The 23,477-nt window shown below is 33.4% G+C and carries 20 protein-coding genes; 15 read left to right on the top strand and 5 right to left on the bottom strand.

Annotated elements, in window-relative coordinates:
- Nucleotides 1-188 precede the first annotated feature (188 nt).
- From GXM21_RS00375 to GXM21_RS00350, 6 genes are all read left to right on the top strand, one after another.
- A complete protein-coding gene (locus GXM21_RS00375) occupies nt 189-932 on the top strand; it encodes a DeoR/GlpR family DNA-binding transcription regulator (RefSeq protein ID WP_008539134.1) in 744 nt (247 codons plus the stop codon).
- A complete protein-coding gene (gene pfkB, locus GXM21_RS00370) occupies nt 933-1,844 on the top strand; it encodes a 1-phosphofructokinase (RefSeq protein ID WP_008539135.1) in 912 nt (303 codons plus the stop codon).
- Between the two features lie 37 nt (nt 1,845-1,881).
- Nucleotides 1,882-3,786: a PTS fructose transporter subunit IIABC gene (locus tag GXM21_RS00365; RefSeq protein ID WP_008539136.1), complete on the top strand. Its 1,905-nt coding sequence runs from the start codon at nt 1,882-1,884 to the stop codon at nt 3,784-3,786.
- Between the two features lie 363 nt (nt 3,787-4,149).
- The gene (locus GXM21_RS00360) at nt 4,150-4,491 is read left to right on the top strand and encodes an STAS domain-containing protein (protein ID WP_008539137.1); all 342 of its coding nucleotides are present in this window, start codon (nt 4,150-4,152) and stop codon (nt 4,489-4,491) included.
- A gap of 12 nt (nt 4,492-4,503) precedes the next feature.
- Nucleotides 4,504-6,600, top strand: coding sequence for a glycogen debranching protein (locus tag GXM21_RS00355; protein ID WP_008539139.1), 2,097 nt, complete (start codon nt 4,504-4,506; stop codon nt 6,598-6,600).
- A 27-nt stretch (nt 6,601-6,627) separates the two neighbouring features.
- The gene (locus tag GXM21_RS00350) at nt 6,628-7,002 is read left to right on the top strand and encodes a desulfoferrodoxin family protein (RefSeq protein ID WP_008539141.1); all 375 of its coding nucleotides are present in this window, start codon (nt 6,628-6,630) and stop codon (nt 7,000-7,002) included.
- 50 nt (nt 7,003-7,052) lie between these two features.
- Here GXM21_RS00350 and GXM21_RS00345 read toward each other — a convergent pair whose 3' ends face one another.
- The 3 genes from GXM21_RS00345 to GXM21_RS00335 form a co-directional block, all read right to left on the bottom strand.
- Nucleotides 7,053-8,000, bottom strand: a complete 948-nt coding sequence (locus GXM21_RS00345; protein WP_008539144.1) for a D-2-hydroxyacid dehydrogenase — start codon at nt 7,998-8,000, stop codon at nt 7,053-7,055.
- 18 nt (nt 8,001-8,018) lie between these two features.
- A complete protein-coding gene (locus GXM21_RS00340) occupies nt 8,019-9,323 on the bottom strand; it encodes a M18 family aminopeptidase (RefSeq protein ID WP_008539146.1) in 1,305 nt (434 codons plus the stop codon).
- Between the two features lie 156 nt (nt 9,324-9,479).
- Nucleotides 9,480-10,025, bottom strand: coding sequence for an NADH peroxidase (locus GXM21_RS00335; RefSeq protein ID WP_008539147.1), 546 nt, complete (start codon nt 10,023-10,025; stop codon nt 9,480-9,482).
- Between the two features lie 362 nt (nt 10,026-10,387).
- Between GXM21_RS00335 and agaF the strand changes: the two genes are divergently transcribed.
- The 7 genes from agaF (at nt 10,388) to dnaB (ending at nt 18,827) form a co-directional block, all read left to right on the top strand.
- Nucleotides 10,388-10,816: a PTS galactosamine/N-acetylgalactosamine transporter subunit IIA gene (agaF, locus tag GXM21_RS00330; protein ID WP_039881461.1), complete on the top strand. Its 429-nt coding sequence runs from the start codon at nt 10,388-10,390 to the stop codon at nt 10,814-10,816.
- On the top strand, nt 10,809-11,963 hold the full coding sequence (gene nagA, locus GXM21_RS00325) for an N-acetylglucosamine-6-phosphate deacetylase (protein WP_008539149.1): 1,155 nt from the start codon (nt 10,809-10,811) through the stop codon (nt 11,961-11,963). The genes agaF and nagA overlap by 8 nt, the downstream gene beginning before the upstream one ends.
- Nucleotides 11,964-12,097: 134 nt before the next feature.
- Nucleotides 12,098-13,051, top strand: a complete 954-nt coding sequence (locus GXM21_RS00320; protein WP_008539150.1) for a YybS family protein — start codon at nt 12,098-12,100, stop codon at nt 13,049-13,051.
- Between the two features lie 11 nt (nt 13,052-13,062).
- A complete protein-coding gene (locus GXM21_RS00315; protein WP_008539151.1) occupies nt 13,063-15,072 on the top strand; it encodes a DHH family phosphoesterase in 2,010 nt (669 codons plus the stop codon).
- A complete protein-coding gene (rplI, locus tag GXM21_RS00310; protein WP_008539152.1) occupies nt 15,044-15,487 on the top strand; it encodes a 50S ribosomal protein L9 in 444 nt (147 codons plus the stop codon). The genes GXM21_RS00315 and rplI overlap by 29 nt, the downstream gene beginning before the upstream one ends.
- A gap of 9 nt (nt 15,488-15,496) precedes the next feature.
- Complete coding sequence (gene lonC / locus GXM21_RS00305; protein WP_008539153.1) at nt 15,497-17,476, top strand: Lon family ATP-dependent protease; 1,980 nt, start codon at nt 15,497-15,499, stop codon at nt 17,474-17,476.
- A gap of 13 nt (nt 17,477-17,489) precedes the next feature.
- On the top strand, nt 17,490-18,827 hold the full coding sequence (gene dnaB, locus GXM21_RS00300; RefSeq protein WP_008539154.1) for a replicative DNA helicase: 1,338 nt from the start codon (nt 17,490-17,492) through the stop codon (nt 18,825-18,827).
- 97 nt (nt 18,828-18,924) lie between these two features.
- On the opposite strand, the gene GXM21_RS00295 is transcribed toward dnaB, so the two are convergent.
- Together GXM21_RS00295 and tnpA are read right to left on the bottom strand one after the other, a co-directional pair.
- Nucleotides 18,925-20,031, bottom strand: coding sequence for an RNA-guided endonuclease InsQ/TnpB family protein (locus GXM21_RS00295; protein ID WP_163604655.1), 1,107 nt, complete (start codon nt 20,029-20,031; stop codon nt 18,925-18,927).
- A 28-nt stretch (nt 20,032-20,059) separates the two neighbouring features.
- Nucleotides 20,060-20,455 carry an IS200/IS605 family transposase gene (gene tnpA / locus GXM21_RS00290; protein WP_117464361.1) on the bottom strand — a complete coding sequence of 132 codons (396 nt, stop codon included), beginning with the start codon at nt 20,453-20,455 and terminating at the stop codon, nt 20,060-20,062.
- 342 nt (nt 20,456-20,797) lie between these two features.
- On the opposite strand from tnpA, the gene purB reads away from it, so the two are divergent.
- Nucleotides 20,798-22,093 (top strand): adenylosuccinate lyase, encoded by a 1,296-nt coding sequence (gene purB, locus GXM21_RS00285; protein WP_008539159.1) that lies wholly within the window; start codon nt 20,798-20,800, stop codon nt 22,091-22,093.
- Nucleotides 22,094-22,134: 41 nt separating this feature from the next.
- Entirely contained in the window at nt 22,135-23,418 is a 1,284-nt protein-coding gene (locus GXM21_RS00280; RefSeq protein WP_008539161.1) for an adenylosuccinate synthase, read from the top strand.
- Nucleotides 23,419-23,477: the final 59 nt, after the last annotated feature.

Raw genomic sequence — 23,477 nt, 5'->3', positions numbered from 1 at the left:
TATGTAACCTCCTTTTTTATTTTAATCATATCATATTTATATATATATTCTCTATGAAAAAATACTTATGACGGAGATAATTATAATTCAATTGACTGACTTTGATTTATATTAGCAGATTTCAATCATTTTATGATTGACTTTGATTGGGTTTGAGTGATATAATAATCTTGAAATGAGGTGAGCTTATGTTAACACAAGATCGTCATTGTGCTATTTTAAATTTACTAAAAACTAAATCTAGCGTTACTTTATTAGAATTAACTACTTTATTAAATACATCTGAATCTACTATTCGTCGTGATTTGACAGCACTTGATAAAGCTGGAAAACTCCGTAAAGTCTATGGCGGAGCAACTAGCATTGATTTTTATACTGCTGATGAAAAAGACATTCACACTAAACATGATTTACAAATTACAGAAAAGAACTTAATCGCCAAAAAAGCTGCTAGTTTAGTAAAACCTCATGATTTAATTTATATTGATGCTGGTACTACTACAGAATTAATCATCGACCATTTAACTGAAAAAAAAGCAACCTATATAACAAATGGCATTATTCATGCTCAAAAATTAACTGATAAAGGTTTTAATGCTTTCATCATTGGTGGTCAATTAAAAAAATCTACTGGAGCTATTATCGGCACAACATCTATCGAAAATCTTCAACCTTATAATTTTACTAAAGGCTTCTTTGGCACAAATGGTATTAGCCTTCAGGCAGGGTTTTCTACTCCTGATAGTGTTGAAGCTTGTGTGAAAAAAACTGCTTTAAAACACTGTCAAGAAGCTTATGTCTTGGCTGACTCCACTAAATTTGACCAAATAACACCTATAACTTTTGCTAACTTAGAAGATGCCATCATCATCACTGACATCTTAAAAGATAAAAAATATCTTGATTATACAAATATCATGGAGGTGTTGTAAATGATTTATACTGTAACATTTAATCCTGCTATCGATTATATTGTTCGCATGCCAGAATTTATTGCTGGAGCTACTAACCGTGTAAATTATGAACAAGTTTTAGGTGGCGGAAAAGGTATAAACGTTTCTATCGTATTGAAAAATCTTGGTATTGATAGTACAGCTTTAGGCTTTATTTCCGGTTTCACTGGAAAAGAAATCATTCGCCAGCTTCATAGCTTTGGTTGTAAAAGTGATTTCATTGAATTACCAAATGGCTTTTCTCGTATAAATGTAAAAATTAAAACAAATGACGAAGAAACTGAAGTCAATGGTCAAGGCCCTGATATTCCAGCAAATGCTATTGAAGAATTATTTGCTAAATTAGATAAATTAACTGCTGGTGATACTTTAGTTTTAGCTGGTAGTATTCCTAAAACTTTGCCAGATGATATCTATGAAAAAATCATGGCTCGTTTAGAAAATCGCAACATCAATATCGTTGTTGATGCTACTAAAAATCTCTTACTTAATGTTTTAAAATATCGTCCATTCTTAATCAAACCTAACAACCATGAATTAGCTGAAATGTTTAATGTTACTTTAACTTGCAATGATGACATTATCACTTATGCTAAAAAACTCCAGGATATGGGAGCTAAAAATGTATTAGTTTCTATGGGTAAAGATGGTGCTATCTTAGTAGCTGAAGATGGTTCCATAACATATAGCCCTGTTCCTAAAGGAAAATTAGTAAACTCCATCGGTGCTGGTGATTCCATGGTCGCTGGTTTCTTAACAGGCTATATTGAAACAAATAGCTATGAAAAAGCTTTCTATATGGGAGTTGCTACTGGTTCTGCTTCTGCATTCTCTGAAAATTTAGCAACTCGCAGTGAAGTTGAAGCTTTATTAAAAACTTTAAATAACTAACTTCATAAAAGTTAATAATATTAAGGAGATATATTAAATGAAAATTACCGACTTATTAAAACCAGTTAGTATTCAATTAAATGTTGCTCCGCCAAAATCCAAAACTGAAGCTATTGAAATCTTAGCTGATTTAATGGAAAAAAGCGGTAACCTCAATAACAAAGAAGAATACTTAAAAGCCGTAATAGCTCGTGAAGAATCTGGTTCCACTGGATTAGGCGATGGTATCGCTACACCACATGCAAAAAGCGCTGCTGTAAAAGAAGCTGGTCTTGCTGCTATGGTTATTCCTGATGGTATGGACTTTGAAGCTTTAGACGGCAATCCATCTCGCTTATTCTTCATGATTGCAGCTCCAGATACTGCAAGCGATTTACATGTAGAATTATTAAGTAAACTCGCTATGATGGTAATGGATCCTGATTTTAAAGAATCCTTAATCGCTGCAAAATCTGTAGATGAATTCTTAAAATTAATCAATGATAAAGAAAATCCACCAACTGAAGAAGAAACTAAAGCAGAAACTGCACCTGCCAAAGAAGAAACTTCTACTGGTTATGATGTGTTAGCTGTTACAGCTTGCCCTACTGGTATCGCTCATACTTATATGGCAGCTGAATCCTTAGAACAACATGCTAAACGCAAAAATATTTCCATCAAAGTTGAAACAAATGGCGCTGGCGGTAGAAAAAATATATTAACTGATGAAGATATCGCTAATGCAAAATGTATTATCGTTGCTGCTGATAAAAATGTACCAATGGCTCGTTTCAATGGTAAACACGTTATCATTACTAAAGTAGCTAATGGTATCAATAAAGCTGATGAACTTTTAGATAAAGCAATGGCTCAAGATGCTCCTATCTATAAAGGTTCTGGCGATGATGACAGTGCTTCCACTGCTTCTAGTGAAAATGAAAGTATCGGTCGTCAACTTTATAAACACTTAATGAATGGTGTTTCTCATATGCTTCCATTCGTTGTTGGCGGTGGTATCTTAATTGCTATTGCATTCTTAGTCGATGTTTACGATCCAGCTAATCCTTCTAATTTCGGTTCTAATACTCCACTTGCTGCCTTCTTCAAAAATGTCGGCGGTGTTTCTTTCGGATTTATGCTTCCTGTACTTGCTGGATTTATCGGTATGAGTATTGCTGACCGCCCAGGTCTTGTTGCTGGTTTCGTTGGTGGTGCTATGGCAAACACTGGTGGTTCTGGTTTCTTGGGTGCTTTAATCGCAGGTTTTGCTGCTGGTTATATCATTTTAGGTCTTAGAAAAGTTTGCAAAGTATTACCTGAGTCTCTCGAAGGTATCAAAACTATCTTAATCTATCCTTTATTTGGTGTATTATTGATGGGTATTGCTATTACCTTCATTATCAACCCTCCTGTAAGTGCTATTAATACATGGCTTGTGGAAACATTAAAAGGTATGGATCCTAGTAGCTGTATTTTAATCGGTATTATCGTTGGCGGTATGATGTCCATCGATATGGGTGGTCCATTCAACAAAGCAGCATATGTAACAGGTACTGCTCTTTTAGCTGATGGTGAATTTGGTATTATGGCTTCTGTTATGGCAGGTGGTATGGTTCCTCCAATCGCTATTGCTCTTTGTACTACATTCTTTGGCAATCGCTTCACTGAAGCTGAAAGAAAATCTGGTATCACAAACTATGTAATGGGATTATCTTTCATCACTGAAGGTGCAATTCCATTTGCTGCTGCTGACCCTGCTCGTGTAATTCCATCTTGTGTTATCGGGTCTGCTGTGGCTGGTGCTTTGTCTATGGCTTTTGAATGTACTCTTCGTGCTCCTCACGGTGGTATTTTCGTTGTTCCAACAATCGGAAATCCTCTCATGTACTTATTAGCTATAGCTATAGGTGCTGTCGTTTCTATGATTCTCTTAGCTATCTTAAAAAAACCATTAAATAAATAATAATAATAAAATCAATGCAGATTAATTTCTGCATTGATTTTTTATTGACCAAAGCTAACAAATAAGGCTCTAATACTTGCAAAACAGTGTAAACTTTTATAAAATAATATTAGGAAATATACCATAATATAATTTACTTTTAGTCATTTTATTCAGATATATAAATCCCTATTTCTAGCTATAATAAAATTTAAAACTATATTAAATTTTATATTAGTAGGCAGATATCGTTATATTCCAATTTACAATATATTGCTTATTTAGCTAATATATATACATTAGTAGTATTATTTATATTTTTGTATAGCTAAAATTTATTATAATATTATTTTTATTTATAGTCATTAGGAGGTATTTACTATATTGGAAACTCGCACTAATCAAAAGGAAAAACTTCACATTATAGCAATAAAGGGTAAATTAGATATATCTACTGCACAACAAGCAAAAATTGAAATTTTAGATAAAATGACTTCTAGTGACAATATTATAATTGATATGTCTGATTGTAATTACATTTCTAATTATGGTCTATATTTACTTTCTAATATTGCCAACAAAGCTAAATTATTAAATATAAAAGCAATCTTTGTTTCCATAATTGATAAAATATCAGAAATATTTGATTTAACAGGTTTAACAGATACAATTGAACTCGCTCCTTCAATTGATGATGCTATAAAAAAATATGCTCTGATACATTAATGAGGTGTTATCATGCAATTAGATATTCTGCCTACTGATACGTTCAAACAATTTAAAATTAGACGCGGATTTTTCCGCTTAAACGGCTCCTCTATTGTTCCTGGAGGAGTTAATTTTTGCATATATTCAGCCGGTGCTACAAGTTGTGAATTAGTATTATTCAAAGACAGAGCACCTAAACCTTTTGCGATAATTCCATATCCTGAAAATTATCGTGTTGGCAACGTTTTTGCCATGATTGTACTCGATTTAGATTATGAAAATATAGAATATGGTTTTCGCATTGATGGAAAATATGATAAAACCACTGGCGATATTTACGACCGTCGCAAAATCATCTTAGACCCATATGCTAAAATGGTCTCTGGTCGCAACGAATGGGGTAAATTGCCAGATAAAGATAATATATTTCAATATCGTTCCAAAGTAGTAATCAGTGATTTTGAATTAGACTCTGATTTACCACAAAAAACAGACCATGGTGATTTAATCATTTATGAAACCCATTTACGTGGTTTCACTCGTCATGAAGCTTCCAAAGTAAAACACCCTGGGACTTATGCTGGATTTATTGAAAAAATTCCTTATCTCAAAGAATTAGGTATCAATGCTGTTGAATTTTTACCAATCTTTGAATTTGATGAAAATGAAGATGTCATTAACGATACTATTCGTTATGATAGTAAAGGTAATCGCCTTTTAAATTATTGGGGTTATAATCCAATATCTTTTTTTGCGCCTAAAGCGGGCTATGCTGCTAGTGGAAAATACTCCATGCAAAATTATGAATTTAAAAATCTAATTAAAGAATTACATAAAAATAATATAAAAGTTATTCTTGATGTTGTTTTTAATCATACAGCAGAAGGCGATGAACGTGGCCCATATATATCCTTTAAGGGTATTGATAATAAAGCCTATTATATTCTAGGGCCAAATGGTGAATATTATAATTTCAGTGGTTGTGGTAATACTTTAAATTGCAATAATCCAATTGTTCGCCAAATGATTTTAAACTGTCTACGCCATTGGACAGCTGAATATCATATTGATGGCTTCCGTTTTGACTTAGCTTCCATCTTAGGACGCAATCAAGACGGTTCTCCTATGAGTAACCCTCCACTTTTAGAATTATTGACCTTTGACCCATTGCTCAATAATACTATTTTAATTGCTGAAGCATGGGACGCTGGTGGATTATATCAAGTAGGTACATTCCCTGCTTATGGTAAATGGTCTGAATGGAATGGTCATTATCGTGATGATGTTCGCCATTTCCTCAAAGGCGATTTAGGTTTTGCTCAAGCTATAGTAAATCGTATCACTGGTTCTGAAGATATTTACAATCCTTCTAATCGAGGCAATTATGCTTCCATCAACTTCATTACTTGTCATGATGGCTTCACATTGTGGGATTTATTTTCTTACAATGAAAAACACAATGAAGAAAATGGATGGAATAATACAGATGGTGCTAATGATAATATCAGTTGGAACTGTGGTGTTGAAGGCGAAACAACAGACCCTGAAATTTTGACTTTGCGTAGAAAAATGGTACGCAATGCTGCAACAATCTTATTCTGTAGCATTGGTATTCCTATGCTTTTAGCTGGTGATGAATTTTGTAATTCTCAATTTGGCAATAATAATGCTTACTGCCAAGATAATGAAACTTCATGGTTGAATTGGAACCAATTACAAGAAAATCATGATATGTTCTTATTCTTCAAACAGCTAATTGCGTTTAGAAAAGAACACCCTCTTTTCCGCCGTGCTTCTGAGGGTACACCTAAAAATTATCCTGCTGTAAGCTTACATGGTATTAATCCATGGCAATTTGACTCTTCTCATGGCAATCGTGTTGTCTGCATTATGTTGACAGGCAAAACAGAAGATGGTCGTGATGATTTTATCTATATCGCTATCAACGCTCACTGGGAAAATCATCGCATTAATTTACCATCACTTCCACATGATACGCCTTGGCAGTTAATTATCAATACAGAATTTGATGATAAAGCATTTATCAAACCACAAAATAGACCTAAAATTTACCAACAAAATACATTAAATGCTAGGTCTGTATCTGTATATAATGCTATAATATAATTATTATATATTTGAGGAGGGATTTTTATGTCTCAAAAATTTTATATTTGTTCACACTGCGGTAATATCATTGCTTTTGTAAAAGATAAAGGCGTGCCTGTTATCTGCTGTGGTGAAAAAATGAAAGAAATTATTCCTGGTACTACTGATGCTGCTGTAGAAAAACACGTTCCTGTGATTTCTCAAGAAGGAAATATTGTTACTGTTTCTGTAGGCTCTGTTGAACATCCTATGATTCCTGAACATTATATTGAATGGATATCACTTGAAACAAATAAAGGCAATCAACGTAAGGTACTACAACCTAATACTCCTCCAACAGCTCAATTTGCTCTTTTAGATGGTGAAGAAGTAATTACAGCTTATGCTTATTGCAATCTTCACAGCCTTTGGAAAGCTTAATATAAAAAACAAAGCCACTCATTATTTATCACTATAATGAGTGGCTATTTTTATTTTTTATATCCAGTTTCAAAATCGACAATATTTTTTAATTCTTTGCCATCTATCAAAGCTTGCAAATTACCTTTAGCGATATTCACTATATTATCTAAGGTCTTTGCCAAATGATATTGACCTGCTGTATGTGGTGTAATATGCAGATTTTTTGTCTGCCATAAAGCACTTGTTTGTGGTAATGGCTCTATATGCGTTACATCAATAGCAGCACCTGCTAAATGATTTGAATTTAAAGCTTCTATTAAATCATCTTCAACTACAGCACTTCCACGACCTGCATTAATAAAGAAGGCACCTTTTTTCATCAAAGCGAATTTTTCTTTATCAAAAATCTGATAAGTCGCTTTCGTTCCTGGCAATACAGTAGCTACTATATCAACTTTAGGTAAATACTCATTTAATTTATCTAGACTAACTAATTCATCCACATAGTCTGGTTTTTCACCAAGGCGACGCTTAATACCGATAACCTTTGCTCCTAGGGCTTTTACTCGTTTAGCAAAACAACTTCCTATATCACCTAAACCCACAACTAAGATAGTAGACTCAAAAATAGAAGTTACTTCGCCTTCATCTTTCCATAGAGATTGTTTTTGATTATCGTGATAACTATATAATTTTTTCTGCATAGCCATCAATACAGCAAGCATATATTCAGATAAAGCTAAACCATATGCCCCTGTAGCATTAGTCAATATAGTCTGCATTGGCAAAATACCTTTTTCACAGTATCCATCAGTACCTGCGCTATTTAATTGCAACCATCTTAAATTTTTAGCATCTTTCAATAGACTCGGCTTAACATTGCCAATAATTGCCTCCACATTTTCCACTAGTTCTTTGCCTGGATTGCGTTCATAAATAAATTCTACTTGAGGAAAATTTTGAGCCATTAATGCTTTATGCTTATCTTTAAATGGCATCACTACTAAAACTTTCATCTATATCACCTCTATATTTTAATAAAAACCTTCAAAAAATACTCTAACTAATTTTTCTAAAGATTTTTGGTCATCTTTCCCCATAGTTTCTCGTGCTGAATGCATAGCTAAAATAGGAATACCTACATCTAATGTTCTCATAGTCAATAAAGCGGAAGCTATTGAGCCTATAGTTGACCCACCTGAAATATCTGAATTATTTACATACATCTGATAATTTATTTTATATTTTTCACATAAAGCTCTTACGATAGCAATAGCTTCAGCATCTCCTGCATACGATTGACTAGCTGCCATTTTTATAGCCAAACCTTTATTTAATATTGGCTTATTAGTCAAATCATTTTTCTCTACATAATTAGGATGCATAGCATGAGCTACATCTATAGATAACATAAAGCTCTTTGCTAAATCTGCCAAAAATGCCTGTCTAGTATAACCAAAAGCCATATAAATGCGTTCAATTACATTTGATAAAACATTAGAAGCTCCGCCCTGTTTTGTTCTACTGCCCACTTCTTCATTATCAAATAAAACAGCTATATCTAAACCTACCTTACGCTTGTCAGCGATAATTCCTTCAATACAAGCTTTAACAGAAGTTATATTATCTAATCTAGGTGCTGTTACTAATTCACCTACAAAACCTAAATAATATGGAGTTTCCACTTGATATACAGTTAAATCATAGCTCAAAATATCTTCTTGAGTGCAAGATAATTCTTCAGCTAACAATTTAATTAATTTACTATTATCATTTGCTAATTCATCTTCACTATTATTTTCAGTTTGCATAAAAGCTAAAGGCAACATTTCTTTTTGTTTACTTATACTTTTACCTGAATTAATACTTCTATCCATGTGAATAGCAAGATTAGGAATAATCATCAATGGTCGTTTAAAATCTACAAATTTCACATCTGGCTGATAACAATCTTGACCTTTCAAAACGACTTTTCCCGCTATGGATAATGGTCTATCAAACCATGTATTTAAAATCATACCACCATAAATTTCTACATTTAATTTGCCATAATCATTTTGCATAATATCAGCACTAGGTTTTATCTTTAAACAAGGAAAATCTGTATGACTAACAGCAATTTTCATGCCTTCACGCAAATTTTGATGTGGAATAAATGCAATCAATGTTGAATCATATATCTTCGTAAAATATTTTTTATCTGCTTTTAATTGCCAATCTTCACTAAAATTGACTTCTTCAAAACCATTTTTTATCAAATATGATTGTGCATTTAAAACTGTATGAAATGATGATGTTGAATTGTTAATAAAATTAAATAATGAACCTGTGTAACTCATAAAATCAATCCTCAAAAAATTTAATAAAAATTCTATCAAATTTATTATACTAATATAAATTTATAACATTCAATAACTATTTATAAAAATAAAAAAGAGTATGGTGCAGTTCATTCACTTACACCATACTCTTTTAATAATCCTATCTATATCAAATTATTTACCGAAGTAACGTTTTAAGAGGCCATTGAAACCGCAACCATGACGAGCTTCGTCTTTAGCCATTTCATGAACTGTATCATGAACTGCATCTAAGCCAAGTTCTTTAGCTAAAGTAGCAAGTTCTTTTTTACCAGCGCATGCACCATGTTCAGCAGCAACACGGAGTTCAAGATTTTTCTTAGTGCTGTCAGTTACAACTTCACCGAGAAGTTCAGCAAATTTTGCAGCATGTTCTGCTTCTTCAAAAGCATAACGTTTGTAAGCATCAGCGATTTCAGGATAACCTTCACGTTCAGCAACACGGCTCATAGCGAGGTACATACCAACTTCTGTGCATTCGCCAGTGAAATTCTGCTGTAAACCTTCGATAATGCGAGGGTCAGCACCTTTTGCTACGCCTACACGATGTTCGTCAGCGAATACTAATTCACCGGATTGTTCTACAAATTTATCTGCTGGTGCTTTACAAATTGGGCACTGTTCTGGTGCGCTTTCACCTTCATATACATAACCACAAATACTGCAAACCCATTTTTTCATTATAAATTCCTCCAATACTTAGATATATACACATTAAATAAATTGATAATTTCTAATTCCTTATCAATATTGTTTGTTCCTTATGTGTATATTATATGATTATACTAACAATAAATCAAACGCTAAAAATTCCATATTATCTCCTTTTTTCTCATATTTTCTTTTATATTCTTCATTATTCTATGTTTTACTAAATAAAATTAATTTTTTATAGCTTTTTTTTACTTTTTAATAATTATTATCATTTAGTTATATACTTAAAAAAATACATTAAATAAACTGTAGATATACTTATTTTATGATACAATTAATATAGAAAGAATTTAAAATATGAGGATATTCACTCCAGGGAGGTTTTTTTGTTGATAGGTATTATAGTTACAGGACATGGTAACTTTGCATCTGGCCTTGCTTCATCTATTGAAGTTATTGCTGGCAAACAAGATAAATTTGAAGCGATTGATTTTCCTATCGGTTCTACAAATACAGAATTAGCTAAACAATTACAAGAAGCTGTTGACCGCTTAAATTGTTCTGATATTATTTTCTGCACAGATATAGCAGGCGGTACACCTTTTAATCAAAGCGTTATTTTATCCACACATTTACCAAATAGTAAGGTTATCAGTGGAACTAATGTTCCTGTTTTATTAGAAGCACTCTTTAGCAGAGCTAATCAAACAGCTTTAAGTTTATCTGAAATTTTAGTTGATAGTCATCAGTCCAGAATTCAAGTATTCCAATCTCGTTCTCAAAATAAAAAAAATCGAGGAAGTGTTCTTAATGACTAAAATTGCTATTAAGGCTCAAAAAATTTTTACTGCAGATTTTATTGAAAGCAATAATTATCTAATTGTTGAAGATAATAAATTTGCTGGTTTTCTTTCTAAAGAAGACGTCGAAAAAGAAAATATTCCTGTAAAAAAATATAATGATGCATTCATTATTCCAGGTCTTATTGATACTCATATCCATGGTGCTGTAGGTCATGACACTATGGACTCCACTCCAGAGGCTTTAAAAAGTATTGGGGATTATCTTTTAACTCAAGGTACTACTACATGGATGCCAACTACAGTAACAGCTCCACTTGAAGATATCTATAAAGCTATTGCCAATGTAGCTGAATGTAAAGGTACATTAAATAGTGCTCGTATTCTTGGTATGTTCATTGAAGGACCTTATATCACAAGTAAACACAAAGGAGCTCACCCTGAAGAACATATTCGCCCATTAAATAAAGAAGAAATCGAAAAAATGGCTGAATATAACACTGTAAAATCCATTATCATTGCACCTGAAAAAGAAGATGCACCAAAATTCACTAAATGGATAACACAAGATTTAAAAATCAAAGTTTCCTTAGGTCATAGCAGTGCAAATTACGAAGAAGCTTGTGCTTGTTTTGATATGGGTGCTGATGCTGGTGTTCATACTTACTGTGCTATGGAACAACTCCATCATCGCAATCCTAATTTATTAGGTGCTATCATGACTCGCAATGATGTATATGCCGAACTCATTGCTGATGGTATTCATGTTTCTTTACCAGCTATGAAAATTCTCTTACAGAATAAACCAAAAGATAAAGCTTTACTCGTAAGTGATGCAATTCAAGGCACTGGCTTAAAAGATGGTCGCTATATGCTTGGCACTTTACCATTTAATGTAAAAGATGGAATTGCTCGTATTGATAGTGGTAATCTCGCTGGCAGTACAACAACTCTTTTAAAAGAAGTTCGTCGCCTCGTTTTAGAATTACATGAAAATCCTATTCATGCTGTTAATATGGCATCATTAAATCCAGCAAAACGCTTCGGTGTTGATGATGAACTTGGTAGCATTGCTATTGGTAAAAAAGCTGACTTCCTTATCATAACTCCTGATTATGAGCTCAAAGAAACTTGGCTCGATGGAAAATGTGTATTTAAAGCTTAATAATTAATAAAAAACACTTTCTAATTTTTATTTAGAAAGTGTTTTTAGTTTTTGCAGTAATATAGTTTTTATATTATAATTAAGAATTAAGGTTTATCAATTATTAAACTATCTCTTAATGAAAGGATTTTTTTATGAAAAATGCTAAGCTACGACCCTTAACTGAAAGTAGCCTATTGACTGCTATAACAGTAATCATTGCTATGGCAGGAATTTATATACCTTTTATTATTTTATTTTGGACTTTACCTATTACAATTATTACAGCCAAACATAATCTTAAATATGGTATATTTAGTGCTTTAATTGCTAGTATTTTATTATGTGTATTTTTAACACCTGTTACTGCCATACCACTTGTCCTAGGTTCAGTGCCTCTAGCTTTAACTTTAGGTTTTGGCTATAATCATTGTTGGTCTGCTGTAAAGATTTTTGCTACATCTTTTGTAGCTTCAATCATTGGTGTATGTCTATTTTTAATATGTACATTCTATCTGACAGGTATAAATTTATTTGTAGACCAATTAGATGCTTTTAAAACAGCTATGCTTGATACAAATGAAATGTTTAATTCTATGGGCATAACTTCAGAAGCTATGATTGATGCACAAAGACAAACCCAGCATTTAATAGAAACTCTTGCGCTTGTCTTACCTATGATTTTTATTTTAAATGCTGTAATAAAATTAGTGATTAATTATATTGCTAGTTCTTTTTTATTAAAACGCTTGGGAACTACAAATATTAACTCTTTGCCACCATTTAGATTATGGCGTTTCCCTAAAGTTTTCATATATATATATGCCTTTTCTTTAATCGGCATGTATTGGGGCGATACTCGCAGTATTACGCTACTTTATCAAATTGCCCTAAACACTTATTTATGTGCTAATGTCTTAGGTTTAGTACAAGGCTTATCTGTCATAAGATTTTTTTATAAATTAAAAAATTGGCCAACTGCTGTTTGGATTTTCATTATCATTATGTTATGTCTAAACATGATAATTGCTCAAATCATTGCTCTTGCTGGCTTCTTTGATATGATTTTCGATTATCGAAAGAAATTCAAAAATAGCAATGATGTTTAGGAGGTAATTTTATGCCTAATAAATTATCCACTTGGATTGATATATGTGTTACTTTAATAGTTTCTTTGATATTATTAGTCATATTATTTCAATACAATTGGTATATATTTAGTGGCGGTATTGTTTTATGGATATGTTTATTCTTTTATCTAAAAGAACGCAGTATTGAACGACGCAAAAATCTAAAAGCTTACTATGAAAATGTCATTAAAAATGTAAATGAATTATCTAATTATGCTTTGGAACAATTACCTCAAGTAATCATGGTTATCAATAAAGATTTACGTTTAGAATGGTATAATCATGAATTAGAACGCTGGCTCAAGCAACCACCTGAAATAGGTTCTTTTATAACTGATATTTGGCCAAACATTCCTATCGATAATATTTGGAACCGCAATGGTCAATATATCTTTTCTCAAGATAATAAATTCTACATGGTAATCTATCGACCAGTAAATACTGATGATGATAGCCATTTGATGACTTTATATATCTATGATATTTCAGAATATGAACGTTTTAAATTAGATACAGCTATGCGTACTATGGTATTTGGTTATATCCAAATAGATAATTATGATGACGTTATGCAAGGGTTAAGTGAAGCTCAACGTACATCTATCTTATTTGAAGTCAATAGTCTTTTAGATAAATGGTCTCATTCTCTAGGTGGATTACTTCGTCGCATCTCTGATGATATGTATGTAATCATCTTAGAACGCCATGCTCTTGATTTAGCTGTCAGTGAAAAATTCGATATCTTAGACAAGGTTCGCAATCTTCACGGCGATAACAAATTCCCTGTTACTTTGAGTATCGGTTTAATTCAAAGCAGACCAAAAACTTCTATGGAAGAATTAGGTGCTCTTGCTCAATCTCATCTTGACTTAGTATTGGGTAGAGGTGGAGACCAGGTAGCTGTTGACTTAGATGGTAAAGTTCAATTCTTTGGTGGAAAATCCAAAGCTGTAGAAAAACATACCCGTGTAAAAGCTCGCGTTGTCGCTCATGCTGTTTTTGAACGCATGGAAGCTGCTGATGTTGTGTTTGTCATGGGACATCACAATGAAGATTTTGATAGTCTAGGCTCTGCCATAGGTGTATCGCGTATGGCTCGTCAAATGGGAAAACCTGTTTATATCATTTTAAGTGATATGAATGAAGGTGTAGATAAATTAATCAGTCTTTGCAAAACTGATAAAGACTTTGAAAATCTCTTTATCACGCAAAAAGAAGCACTAGCAATGACTGCTTTAAATCCTGCATTATTCGTAGTCGATACACATATACCTCATCTTGTGGCTAGTCCTGATTTATTGCAATCAATAAATAATGTCATTGTAATCGACCATCATCGTCGTTCTGAAAATGTAATCAAAAATGCATTATTAATCTATATTGAGCCATATTCTTCTTCTACAAGTGAATTGGTAACTGAATTATTGATGTATTTCAATGAAAATATCAAGTTATCACGTTTAGAAGCTACTGCTCTTTATTCTGGTATAGTTGTCGATACGAAAAACTTCCGTGTCAATACTGGTGTTCGTACATTTGATGCTGTATCGCATTTACGTCGTTGTGGTGCTGACCCTGAAGTAGTTCATTATTTATTCCGCACAGATTATGAAACTAATCTTGCTGAATGTACTGCTATTGCTAATTCTGTTTTCTATCCAGAAGGCTTAGTTGTAGCAGTTTGTCCTGATAATGCCAATAGTATTCAAGCTATATCAGGAAAAATCGCTGATGATTTATTGGGAATTGAAAATGTACGCGTAAGTATTGTATTTTTCCGCTTAAAAGATAATGTCATTGGTGTAAGCGCTCGTTCCACTGGTGAAATCAATGTCCAAGTCATCATGGAACAATTTGGTGGTGGCGGTCATCAAAATGTGGCTGGCTCCCAAGTAAAAAATAGACCTTTAAAAGAATTAAAACAAGATGTAGTAAATACTACATTGTCATATATGAAAGAGGCTGATAAGAATGAAAGTAATAATGTTGCAAGATCTTAAAAAAGTTGGTAAAAAAGGCGATATCGTAGAAGTTGCTGAAGGATATGGTAGAAATTTCCTCATCGCTAAAAAATATGCAGTAGAAGCAACTAAACAAAATATAAATGTAGCTCAAGCTCAGAAAAAATCTGCTGAACGCAAAAAACAACAAGCTAGTGATGAAGCTCGTTTAATGGCTTCCCAATTATCCCAAGTAGAAATCACTATTCCTGTTCGCGTTGGCGAAGGCAGTCGTTTATTCGGCTCTGTTACAAGTAAAGATGTTGCTTTAACACTTAAAGAAAAACACAATATTGATATTGATAAACGCAAAATCGATATAAAAAATATAACTTGTCTCGGTGATTACACTGCAACAATCAAAGTTCACCCTGAAATAACAAGTACAATCACTGTACACGTTGTAGAAAAATAAGAGGCAATTATGAGTATATTTTCTCGTTTTTTCAAATCTAAAAAAAAATCTCGAACAACTAAGGCTGCTGTAAAATTACAGCAGCCTAATATTTCTGCTACAAAAGTTGAAAATACTCCTGAAGAAATTGTAGTTGAACCTATAGACCATGATATTGATGCTCTTTATGATATCTTAGTCGATATCGAAGGTGCTGACCGTCTTGTATTAAAAGCGAGCAAATTAGAAGCTTTAACGCTAATTCGCTCAAATAACCGCAATCAACGTATCTTAGGTCTACAAAAAATAGTTTATGAAAATCCTACTTTAGATAAATTGCCTAAAGATGATGAAATTCCTACACTTTTAAAAGAAATGATGGATTATTTAGCCAATATCATGGCACGTCGTTCTTTTGAAGATGAATTAGAAAAACGCATATCTGCGAAGATGGAAGAAAATCATCAAGATTATATTTTCGATATAAAAAAACAAATCCTTAAAGAAGAAAGTTCTCTTAAAGAATCTTCTCAATCATTAGCAAAACTACAACAGCTAGAAGATAAAAATAAAATTCATCTAACAAAATCCATCATGGAATTGTTACGACCAGAAAATTTATCTGAAATCATAGGACAAGAAAGAGCTATTAAAGCTTTAAAAGCAAAATTAAGCTCACCTTATCCTCAACATCTAATACTTTATGGCCCTCCTGGCGTAGGGAAAACAACTGCTGCAAGGCTTGTACTTCAAGAAGCATGTACTCAGCCACATACACCATTTAATGCTGATGCACCTTTTGTGGAAACAGACGGCACTACACTTCGCTATGACCCTAGAGGTATAGCCAATCCTCTACTTGGTTCTGTTCATGACCCAATTTATCAAGGAGCTCGTAGAGATTTAGCTGACAGCGGTATTCCTGAACCAAAACCAGGGCTTGTTACAGATGCTCACGGTGGTATTTTATTCATTGATGAAATCGGGGAACTTGATGATACTTTACAAAACGAATTATTAAAAGTCCTTGAAGATAAGCGCGCTTATTTTGACTCTGCTTATTTTGAGCCAAACGACCCTAATGTACCAGAATATATCAAAAAATTATTCACTGAAGGTGCGCCTGCTGATTTCGTTTTAATTGGAGCTACAACTCGCGATAGCTATTATTTAAATCCAGCTCTTCGTTCTCGTTGTGCTGAAATCTATTTTGAACCGCTGACTCCAAAGCATATTGAAACTATAGTTTTAAATGCTGCTCATAAACTAAATGCTAAATTAGATGATGAAGTAGCCCAGATTATCAGTGAATATACAATTGAAGGACGTAAAGCTATCAATATCTTAGCTGACGCTTACAGTAATGCTCTCGTTCGCCAAGAAAATGATATGGATAATATATTAATCACTAAAGAAGATATCTATACTGTGGCTCAAGTAAGTCGCTTAACACCATTTATCACTAAAAAAGCTTCTGACACTAGTGAGATTGGTAAAATTTTTGGCTTAGGCGTTGCTGGTTTCATTGGTTCTGTTATCGAAATTGAAGCTATCGCTTTTAAAGCTCATGAAAAAGGTAAAGGTATCTTGCGTTTTAATCAAACAGCTGGCTCTATGGCTCAAGACTCTGTTTTCAATGCTGCTGCTGTTGTACGCAAACTCACAAATGAAGATATCCATGATTATGATATTCACATCAATATAATCGGTGGCGGTAATATTGATGGGCCATCTGCTGGAACAGCCATTTTAATAGCTTTGATTTCTGCTATTACCCAAAAACCAATTCGTCAGGATATCGCCATTACTGGTGAAATCTCTATTCAAGGATTAGTTCGTCCTGTAGGCGGTGTCTTTGAAAAAGCTTATGGTGCTAGCCAAGCTGGTATCAAAACTTTGATTATTCCTGAAGAAAATGCTAAAGATATCCCTCCTGATTTACATGGCTTAAAAGTACATCCTGTTAAAACAGCACAAGAAGCTTTAGCATTCGCTTTTGATAAAATTTAAGAGGTGATTATTTTTGATAGATAGAGTACCTCCCCAAAATATAGAAGCTGAGCAAGCTGTTTTAGGTGCTATGCTCATCTCTAAAGAAGCTATTGCTGAATCTGCTCAAATTTTAAATCCACAGGATTTTTATCGCGAAGCTCATCGCATTGTTTTTGAAGCAATGCTTGATTTGTCCAATCGCAATCAGGCAGTCGATAATTTAACTGTCATTGAACAATTAAATAAAACAAATCAATTAGAAAAAGTTGGCGGTATTGCCTTTGTTACTGCACTTGCCAATACTGTGCCCACAGCTGCAAATGTAGTTTTTTATGCTAAGATAGTCAAAGAAAAGGCTCTCATGCGTCATCTCATCAATACAGCTACAGCCATTGCCGCTATGGGTTATGAAGGTGCTGATGATGCTGATAGCATCATGGATAAAGCCGAAAAAATGATTTTAGAAATCGCTTCTAATCGTAAAACTGGCGATTTCACACCTATTAATCAAATTGTCATTGATACTTTTAGCAAAATTGAAAATCTATATGAATCAAAAGGTGGTCTGACAGGTTTATCCACTGGCTTTAAAGACTTAGATAAACTCACCGCAGGGCTTCAACCTTCTGATTTAATCTTAGTCGCTGCTAGACCTAGTATGGGGAAAACAGCCTTCACTTTAAATATAGCTTCTCATGTTGCTTTAAAAGAAAATAAACCTGTAGCTTTTTTCTCTCTTGAAATGTCCAAAGAACAATTAATGCAGCGTATGCTCTGTGCAGAAGGACTTGTTGAGTCTCAACGATTACGCGTCGGTGATTTAGATGAACAAGATTGGCAAAAATTAATTGCCGCTGCTGATAAATTTTCTAAAGCACCACTTTATATTGATGATACTCCTGGTATCAGCATCATGGAACTTCGCTCCAAAGCTCGCCGACTTCAACAAGAAAAAGGTTTAAGTTTAGTATTAATCGACTATTTGCAATTAATGCAAGGTAGAGCAAATAAAAATGGCGATAATCGACAACAAGAAATCTCTGAGATATCTCGTTCTTTAAAATCTCTAGCTCGTGAACTCAATGTTCCTGTAATTGCACTTTCCCAGCTTTCTCGTAGCGTAGAATCAAGACAGATAAAAAAACCAATGCTCAGTGACCTTCGTGAATCTGGTTCACTAGAACAAGATGCCGATATCGTTATGTTTTTATATCGTGAAGATTATTACAATGCTGAAACAGAAAATAAAAATATAACTGATGTTATTGTCGCTAAACATCGTAATGGTCCCGTTGATACTGTTCAATTATTCTTCCATAAGGAATTTACAAAATTTGCAGATTTACTTCGTACTCAAGATAATATTTAACAAAACAAGCTATATTAATCTTGACATACTCCCCATGCCTAAAGGCAGGGGATTCTTGGATACAAACGATACTTGCCTACTAAAATAGCAGGTCTTACTATATCTCTCCAAAGAAGGTTGATGCCCCAACCTTCCATATATTTATAGCAGCATTTCTATCTCTATCGTGGCTGGTTTTGCACTTTGCGCAAATCCACTCACGAACTGCCAAATTTTTAGTTTCAGGATTTTTTGTACCACAAACATGGCAAATTTGCGAACTTGGATAGTATCTATCTATCTTTTGCACTATTGAGCCAATTTCTCTCGCTTTATATTCAAGAATTTTTATAAATTCACTAAATCCATAGTCAGATATTTTTCTACCCCAACGTTTTTGCATTCCTTTTATATTCAAATCTTCTATGCAGATTAAAGCATATTCACTACAAATTTTATTTGCTAATTTAAAATGAAAATCTTTACGTTGATTAGATATTTTCTTATGCAATCTGGCAAGAGCTATTTTTGCTAATCTACGATGATTAGAAGTCTTCTTTTTTCTAGATAATATTCTATTAGCTTTTTTTATATCATTAGCATTTTGTTTAAAAAATAAAGGTGCTTTTATATCTTCATTATCCGATGCAGTTAAAAACTGTTTAAGTCCAAAGTCATAGCCGACGCTTTTACCTGTTCTTGCTAAAACTTTATTCTCGTTAGTTTCACAAACAAAATAAAGATATATATCACCTAAAGTATCACGTTTAATTGTTATTGTTTTAACTATTCCTTCAATATCTCTACTTTTAAAATATTTGTATTTTTGTTTATTAATTTCTATAATATTACCCTTTAAAAGCTTCCAACCAGCTTGTTTGAGCGTGAATGATTTATATTTTCGTATCTTTTTAAAAGATGGTGGTGCTGTACGAATTTTATGTTTTAAATTTCTAAAAAACAATTTATAATCACGGTCTATTCTTTGAGTTATGTCTTGAATAGCTTGCGAACCTACTTCTTTAAAATAGCTAAATTTACCTATTTTCTTAAGTTTAGTTAAATGTTTTTGAAGCTTATAGATATTAAGAGATTTTTTAAATAAACGATAATATCGCTTATGCAAAGCTATACAATGATTGTAGATAATTCCAGCTATATTAATAACTTTATGAAGTTTTCTATTTCTTTTTGCCTTATACAGTTTAAAACAATATGTTTTCACTACAATCACCTGCCTTTTTATCATTTATTTATTCTGAACGCTTTTGACTTTCTATATACTGTTTAATAATTGATATTGGTGCTCCACCAACTGTAGATACAAAATATGAATTTGTCCACAATGTTGGTAGCCTTGATTTTAACCATGAAAATTCTTCTCGAAGTATTCTTGAAGATATTCCTTTTATTCGTTTAACAACTTTATGTATACCAAGTTGTGGATCAACTTCTAAAAGCAAATGAACATGGTCTGGCATTACTTTCATCTCGATTAAATCGACGTGAAGCTCCTGACAAATATTATTAATCAACTCCTTTAATCGTTCATCAACACCATTGTTCAACACTTTTCTACGATATTTAGGACAAAATACTACATGATATTTACAAGAATATACTATATTATTATTTGATTTATATTTCATAAAAGTATTATATAACTATTAAAAATATAATACAATAAAAAACAACGATATCGAATCATTGTTTTTTAGCGAGCTTATATCCCCATAAATAAATTTAGGGGCTTTACGCTCGCATTTGGTAAAATTAATATAGCTTTTTATTATGCACATATGTATCGTAAACTTATAATCCCCATTTTCATTGACACTAAAGTACATAAAATGCTATTATATGAAGGTAAAAGCTACATATAGATTTTACAAATAAAACTCAAATCCTTGACATAGTGTCTATTTGAGTTCTTTTTGCTGTTATCAGTAGAAAATTTATGCTGGTTTTAAATATGAGGAGGAAATTTTTAAATGATTGAACGCTATACCAATCCTGAAATGGGAAGAATTTGGACTCTCCAACACGAATTTGAAGTAATGCTTGAAGTTGAAATTACAGCTTGTGAAGCTATGGCAGAACTTGGTCAAATTCCTGTAGAAGCTGCTAAAAATATTCGTGAAAAAGCACAGTTTAACTTAGAACGCGTTAAAGAAATTGAAAAAGTTACTAATCATGATATTATCGCATTTTTAACTAACGTTGCTGAATACGTTGGTGAAGATTCTAAATATATCCATAAAGGATTAACTTCCAGCGACGTAAAAGATACAGCACTCGGCATTATGATGAAAAAATCCGCTGAGCTTATTTTAGAAGACCTCAAAAATTTACGTGATGTATTAAAACGTCAAGCTAAAAAATACAAACATACTGTTTGCATCGGTCGCACTCATGGTATCCATGCTGAACCAATGACTCTTGGCTTAAAATTTGCTTTATGGTATGACGAAATTTGCCGCGATATCGAACGTGTAGAACACGCTAAAAAAGTTGTCGCTGTCGGTAAACTTTCTGGTGCTGTAGGAACTTATTCCAATATTGACCCTCGTATTGAAGAAATCACTTGTAAAAAACTTGGCATTGAACCTGTAAAACTTGCAACTCAAGTTATCCAGCGCGATCGCCATGCAGAATATATGACTACACTTGCTATTGTAGCTAGCACATTTGAAAAAATCGCTACAGAATTACGCAATCTCCAACGTACAGATATTCGTGAAGTTGAAGAATATTTCCAGCCTGGCCAAAAAGGCTCTTCTGCTATGCCTCATAAACGCAATCCAATCACTGGAGAACGCATCACTGGTATGGCTCGTCTTGTTCGTGGTAACGCTATTGCAGCTATGGAAGATATCACTCTTTGGCATGAACGCGATATTTCCCATTCTTCCGTTGAACGCGTAATTTTACCAGACAGCACTATCAACGTTGATTACTGCTGCCGTAAATTAACAAATCTTGTAGATAAACTTCTCGTTTATCCAGAAGCTATGATGGAAAATCTTAACAAAACTGGCGGTCTTATCTTCAGCCAACGCATCATGCTCGCTGTTGTAAGCAAAGGCGTACTTCGTGAAGATGCTTACAAATGGGTTCAAAGAAATGCTATGGCTAGATGGCTCAAAGGCGAAGATTTCCGCACAAATGTAGAAAAAGACCCAGATATCACAAAATATCTCACTAAAGAAGAAATCGACAACTGCTTCGATTATCAATGGTTCTTACGCAATGTAGACATGATTATGGCTCGTTTCGGTATTGAATAAGCAGTTAATATTAAACTTGAGTAATAGAGAGGAAGTTTTTTATGTCAACAGTTGTTGTAACTGGTACCCAATGGGGTGATGAAGGTAAAGGTAAAATCGTAGACTATTTAGCAGAAAAAGCTGATATAGTTGTACGTTATCAAGGTGGTAGTAATGCAGGTCATACTGTTACAGTAGACGGCAAAGAATTTAAACAAAGACTCATGCCATCTGGTATGCTCTATGATAATAAAATTTGTGTGATTGCAAATGGTGTAGCTTTTGACCCTGAAGTAATCCTTCAAGAAATGGAAGCTCTAAAAAAAGATGGTTACTCTGTTGACGGATTACGTATCTCTAATCGTGCTCACGTTGTAATGCCTTACCATCGTCTTATGGACGGTCTTGAAGAAGAAAACAAAGGCGAATTAAAAATCGGTACTACTAAACGTGGTATTGGCCCATGCTATATGGACCGCGATAACCGTATTGGTATCCGCGTTTGTGATTTAATTGATGAAGAAACATTCAACGAAAAATTAAAAACAGCTCTTGAAACTAAAAATCGTGAGCTTGTAAAACTCTATGGTAAAGAACCATTAAACTATGAAGATATTCGCACTGAATATCTCGGTTACGCTGAAAAACTCAGAAAACATGTAATTGATACTTCCGCATTCTTAAATAGAGAAATCAATGCTGGTAAAAAAGTAATGTTTGAAGGTGCTCAAGCTACTATGCTTGATATCGACCATGGTACTTATCCATATGTTACTGCTTCTCATCCAACAGCTGGTGGCGTAAGCTCCGGTGCTGGTGTAGGCCCTAACAAAATCGATAAAGTAGTAGGTATCGTAAAAGCATATTGCACTCGCGTTGGTGAAGGTCCTTTCCCAACTGAACAGCTCAACGAAATCGGCGATAAAATCCGTGATTGCGGTCATGAATATGGTACAGTTACAGGTCGTCCTCGTCGTACTGGCTGGCTTGATGCTTGCGTAGTTCGCTATGCAGGTTACCTCAGTGGTATTGATTATATGGCAGTTACTCGCCTTGATATCCTCGATACTTTCGATGAAATCAAAATGTGTGTAGCTTATAAATACAATGGTGAAATCTTAGATGAAATGCCTGCAAGCTTAAAAGTTCTTGCAAACGTAGAACCAGTTTATGAAACATTCGCTGGTTGGAAAACAGACATTTCTGGCATCAGAAAATACGAAGATTTACCAGAAAATGCACGTAAATATTTAGAAAGAATGGCACAGGTTACAGGTATTGGTCTTGGATTTGTTTCCGTAGGTCCAAACCGTGACCAAACAATCATTCTTCATGATGTATTTTAATTAATGATACAACAAAAGCCTAGAGATTAAATTCTCTAGGCTTTTTTATATTATTAATT

Origin of the sequence: Megamonas funiformis, assembly GCF_010669225.1 — a bacterium.
Lineage (GTDB): Bacteria > Bacillota > Negativicutes > Selenomonadales > Selenomonadaceae > Megamonas > Megamonas funiformis.
Note: the sequence above shows the minus strand (reverse complement) of the source record. Positions and strands in the feature narration are given on the sequence as shown.

Excerpts from the sequence above, each read along its gene's own strand:
- GXM21_RS00335 (WP_008539147.1), bottom strand. The coding sequence starts at position 10,025 with ATGAAAAAATGGGTTTGCAGTATTTGTGGTTATGTATATGAAGGTGAA.
- pfkB (WP_008539135.1), top strand. The coding sequence starts at position 933 with ATGATTTATACTGTAACATTTAATCCTGCTATCGATTATATTGTTCGC.
- lonC (WP_008539153.1), top strand. The coding sequence starts at position 15,497 with ATGAGTATATTTTCTCGTTTTTTCAAATCTAAAAAAAAATCTCGAACA.
- GXM21_RS00375 (WP_008539134.1), top strand. The coding sequence starts at position 189 with ATGTTAACACAAGATCGTCATTGTGCTATTTTAAATTTACTAAAAACT.
- nagA (WP_008539149.1), top strand. The coding sequence starts at position 10,809 with ATGACTAAAATTGCTATTAAGGCTCAAAAAATTTTTACTGCAGATTTT.
- GXM21_RS00320 (WP_008539150.1), top strand. The coding sequence starts at position 12,098 with ATGAAAAATGCTAAGCTACGACCCTTAACTGAAAGTAGCCTATTGACT.
- GXM21_RS00365 (WP_008539136.1), top strand. The coding sequence starts at position 1,882 with ATGAAAATTACCGACTTATTAAAACCAGTTAGTATTCAATTAAATGTT.
- GXM21_RS00315 (WP_008539151.1), top strand. The coding sequence starts at position 13,063 with ATGCCTAATAAATTATCCACTTGGATTGATATATGTGTTACTTTAATA.
- GXM21_RS00345 (WP_008539144.1), bottom strand. The coding sequence starts at position 8,000 with ATGAAAGTTTTAGTAGTGATGCCATTTAAAGATAAGCATAAAGCATTA.
- GXM21_RS00280 (WP_008539161.1), top strand. The coding sequence starts at position 22,135 with ATGTCAACAGTTGTTGTAACTGGTACCCAATGGGGTGATGAAGGTAAA.
- GXM21_RS00340 (WP_008539146.1), bottom strand. The coding sequence starts at position 9,323 with ATGAGTTACACAGGTTCATTATTTAATTTTATTAACAATTCAACATCA.
- tnpA (WP_117464361.1), bottom strand. The coding sequence starts at position 20,455 with ATGAAATATAAATCAAATAATAATATAGTATATTCTTGTAAATATCAT.
- rplI (WP_008539152.1), top strand. The coding sequence starts at position 15,044 with ATGAAAGTAATAATGTTGCAAGATCTTAAAAAAGTTGGTAAAAAAGGC.
- GXM21_RS00355 (WP_008539139.1), top strand. The coding sequence starts at position 4,504 with ATGCAATTAGATATTCTGCCTACTGATACGTTCAAACAATTTAAAATT.
- purB (WP_008539159.1), top strand. The coding sequence starts at position 20,798 with ATGATTGAACGCTATACCAATCCTGAAATGGGAAGAATTTGGACTCTC.
- GXM21_RS00350 (WP_008539141.1), top strand. The coding sequence starts at position 6,628 with ATGTCTCAAAAATTTTATATTTGTTCACACTGCGGTAATATCATTGCT.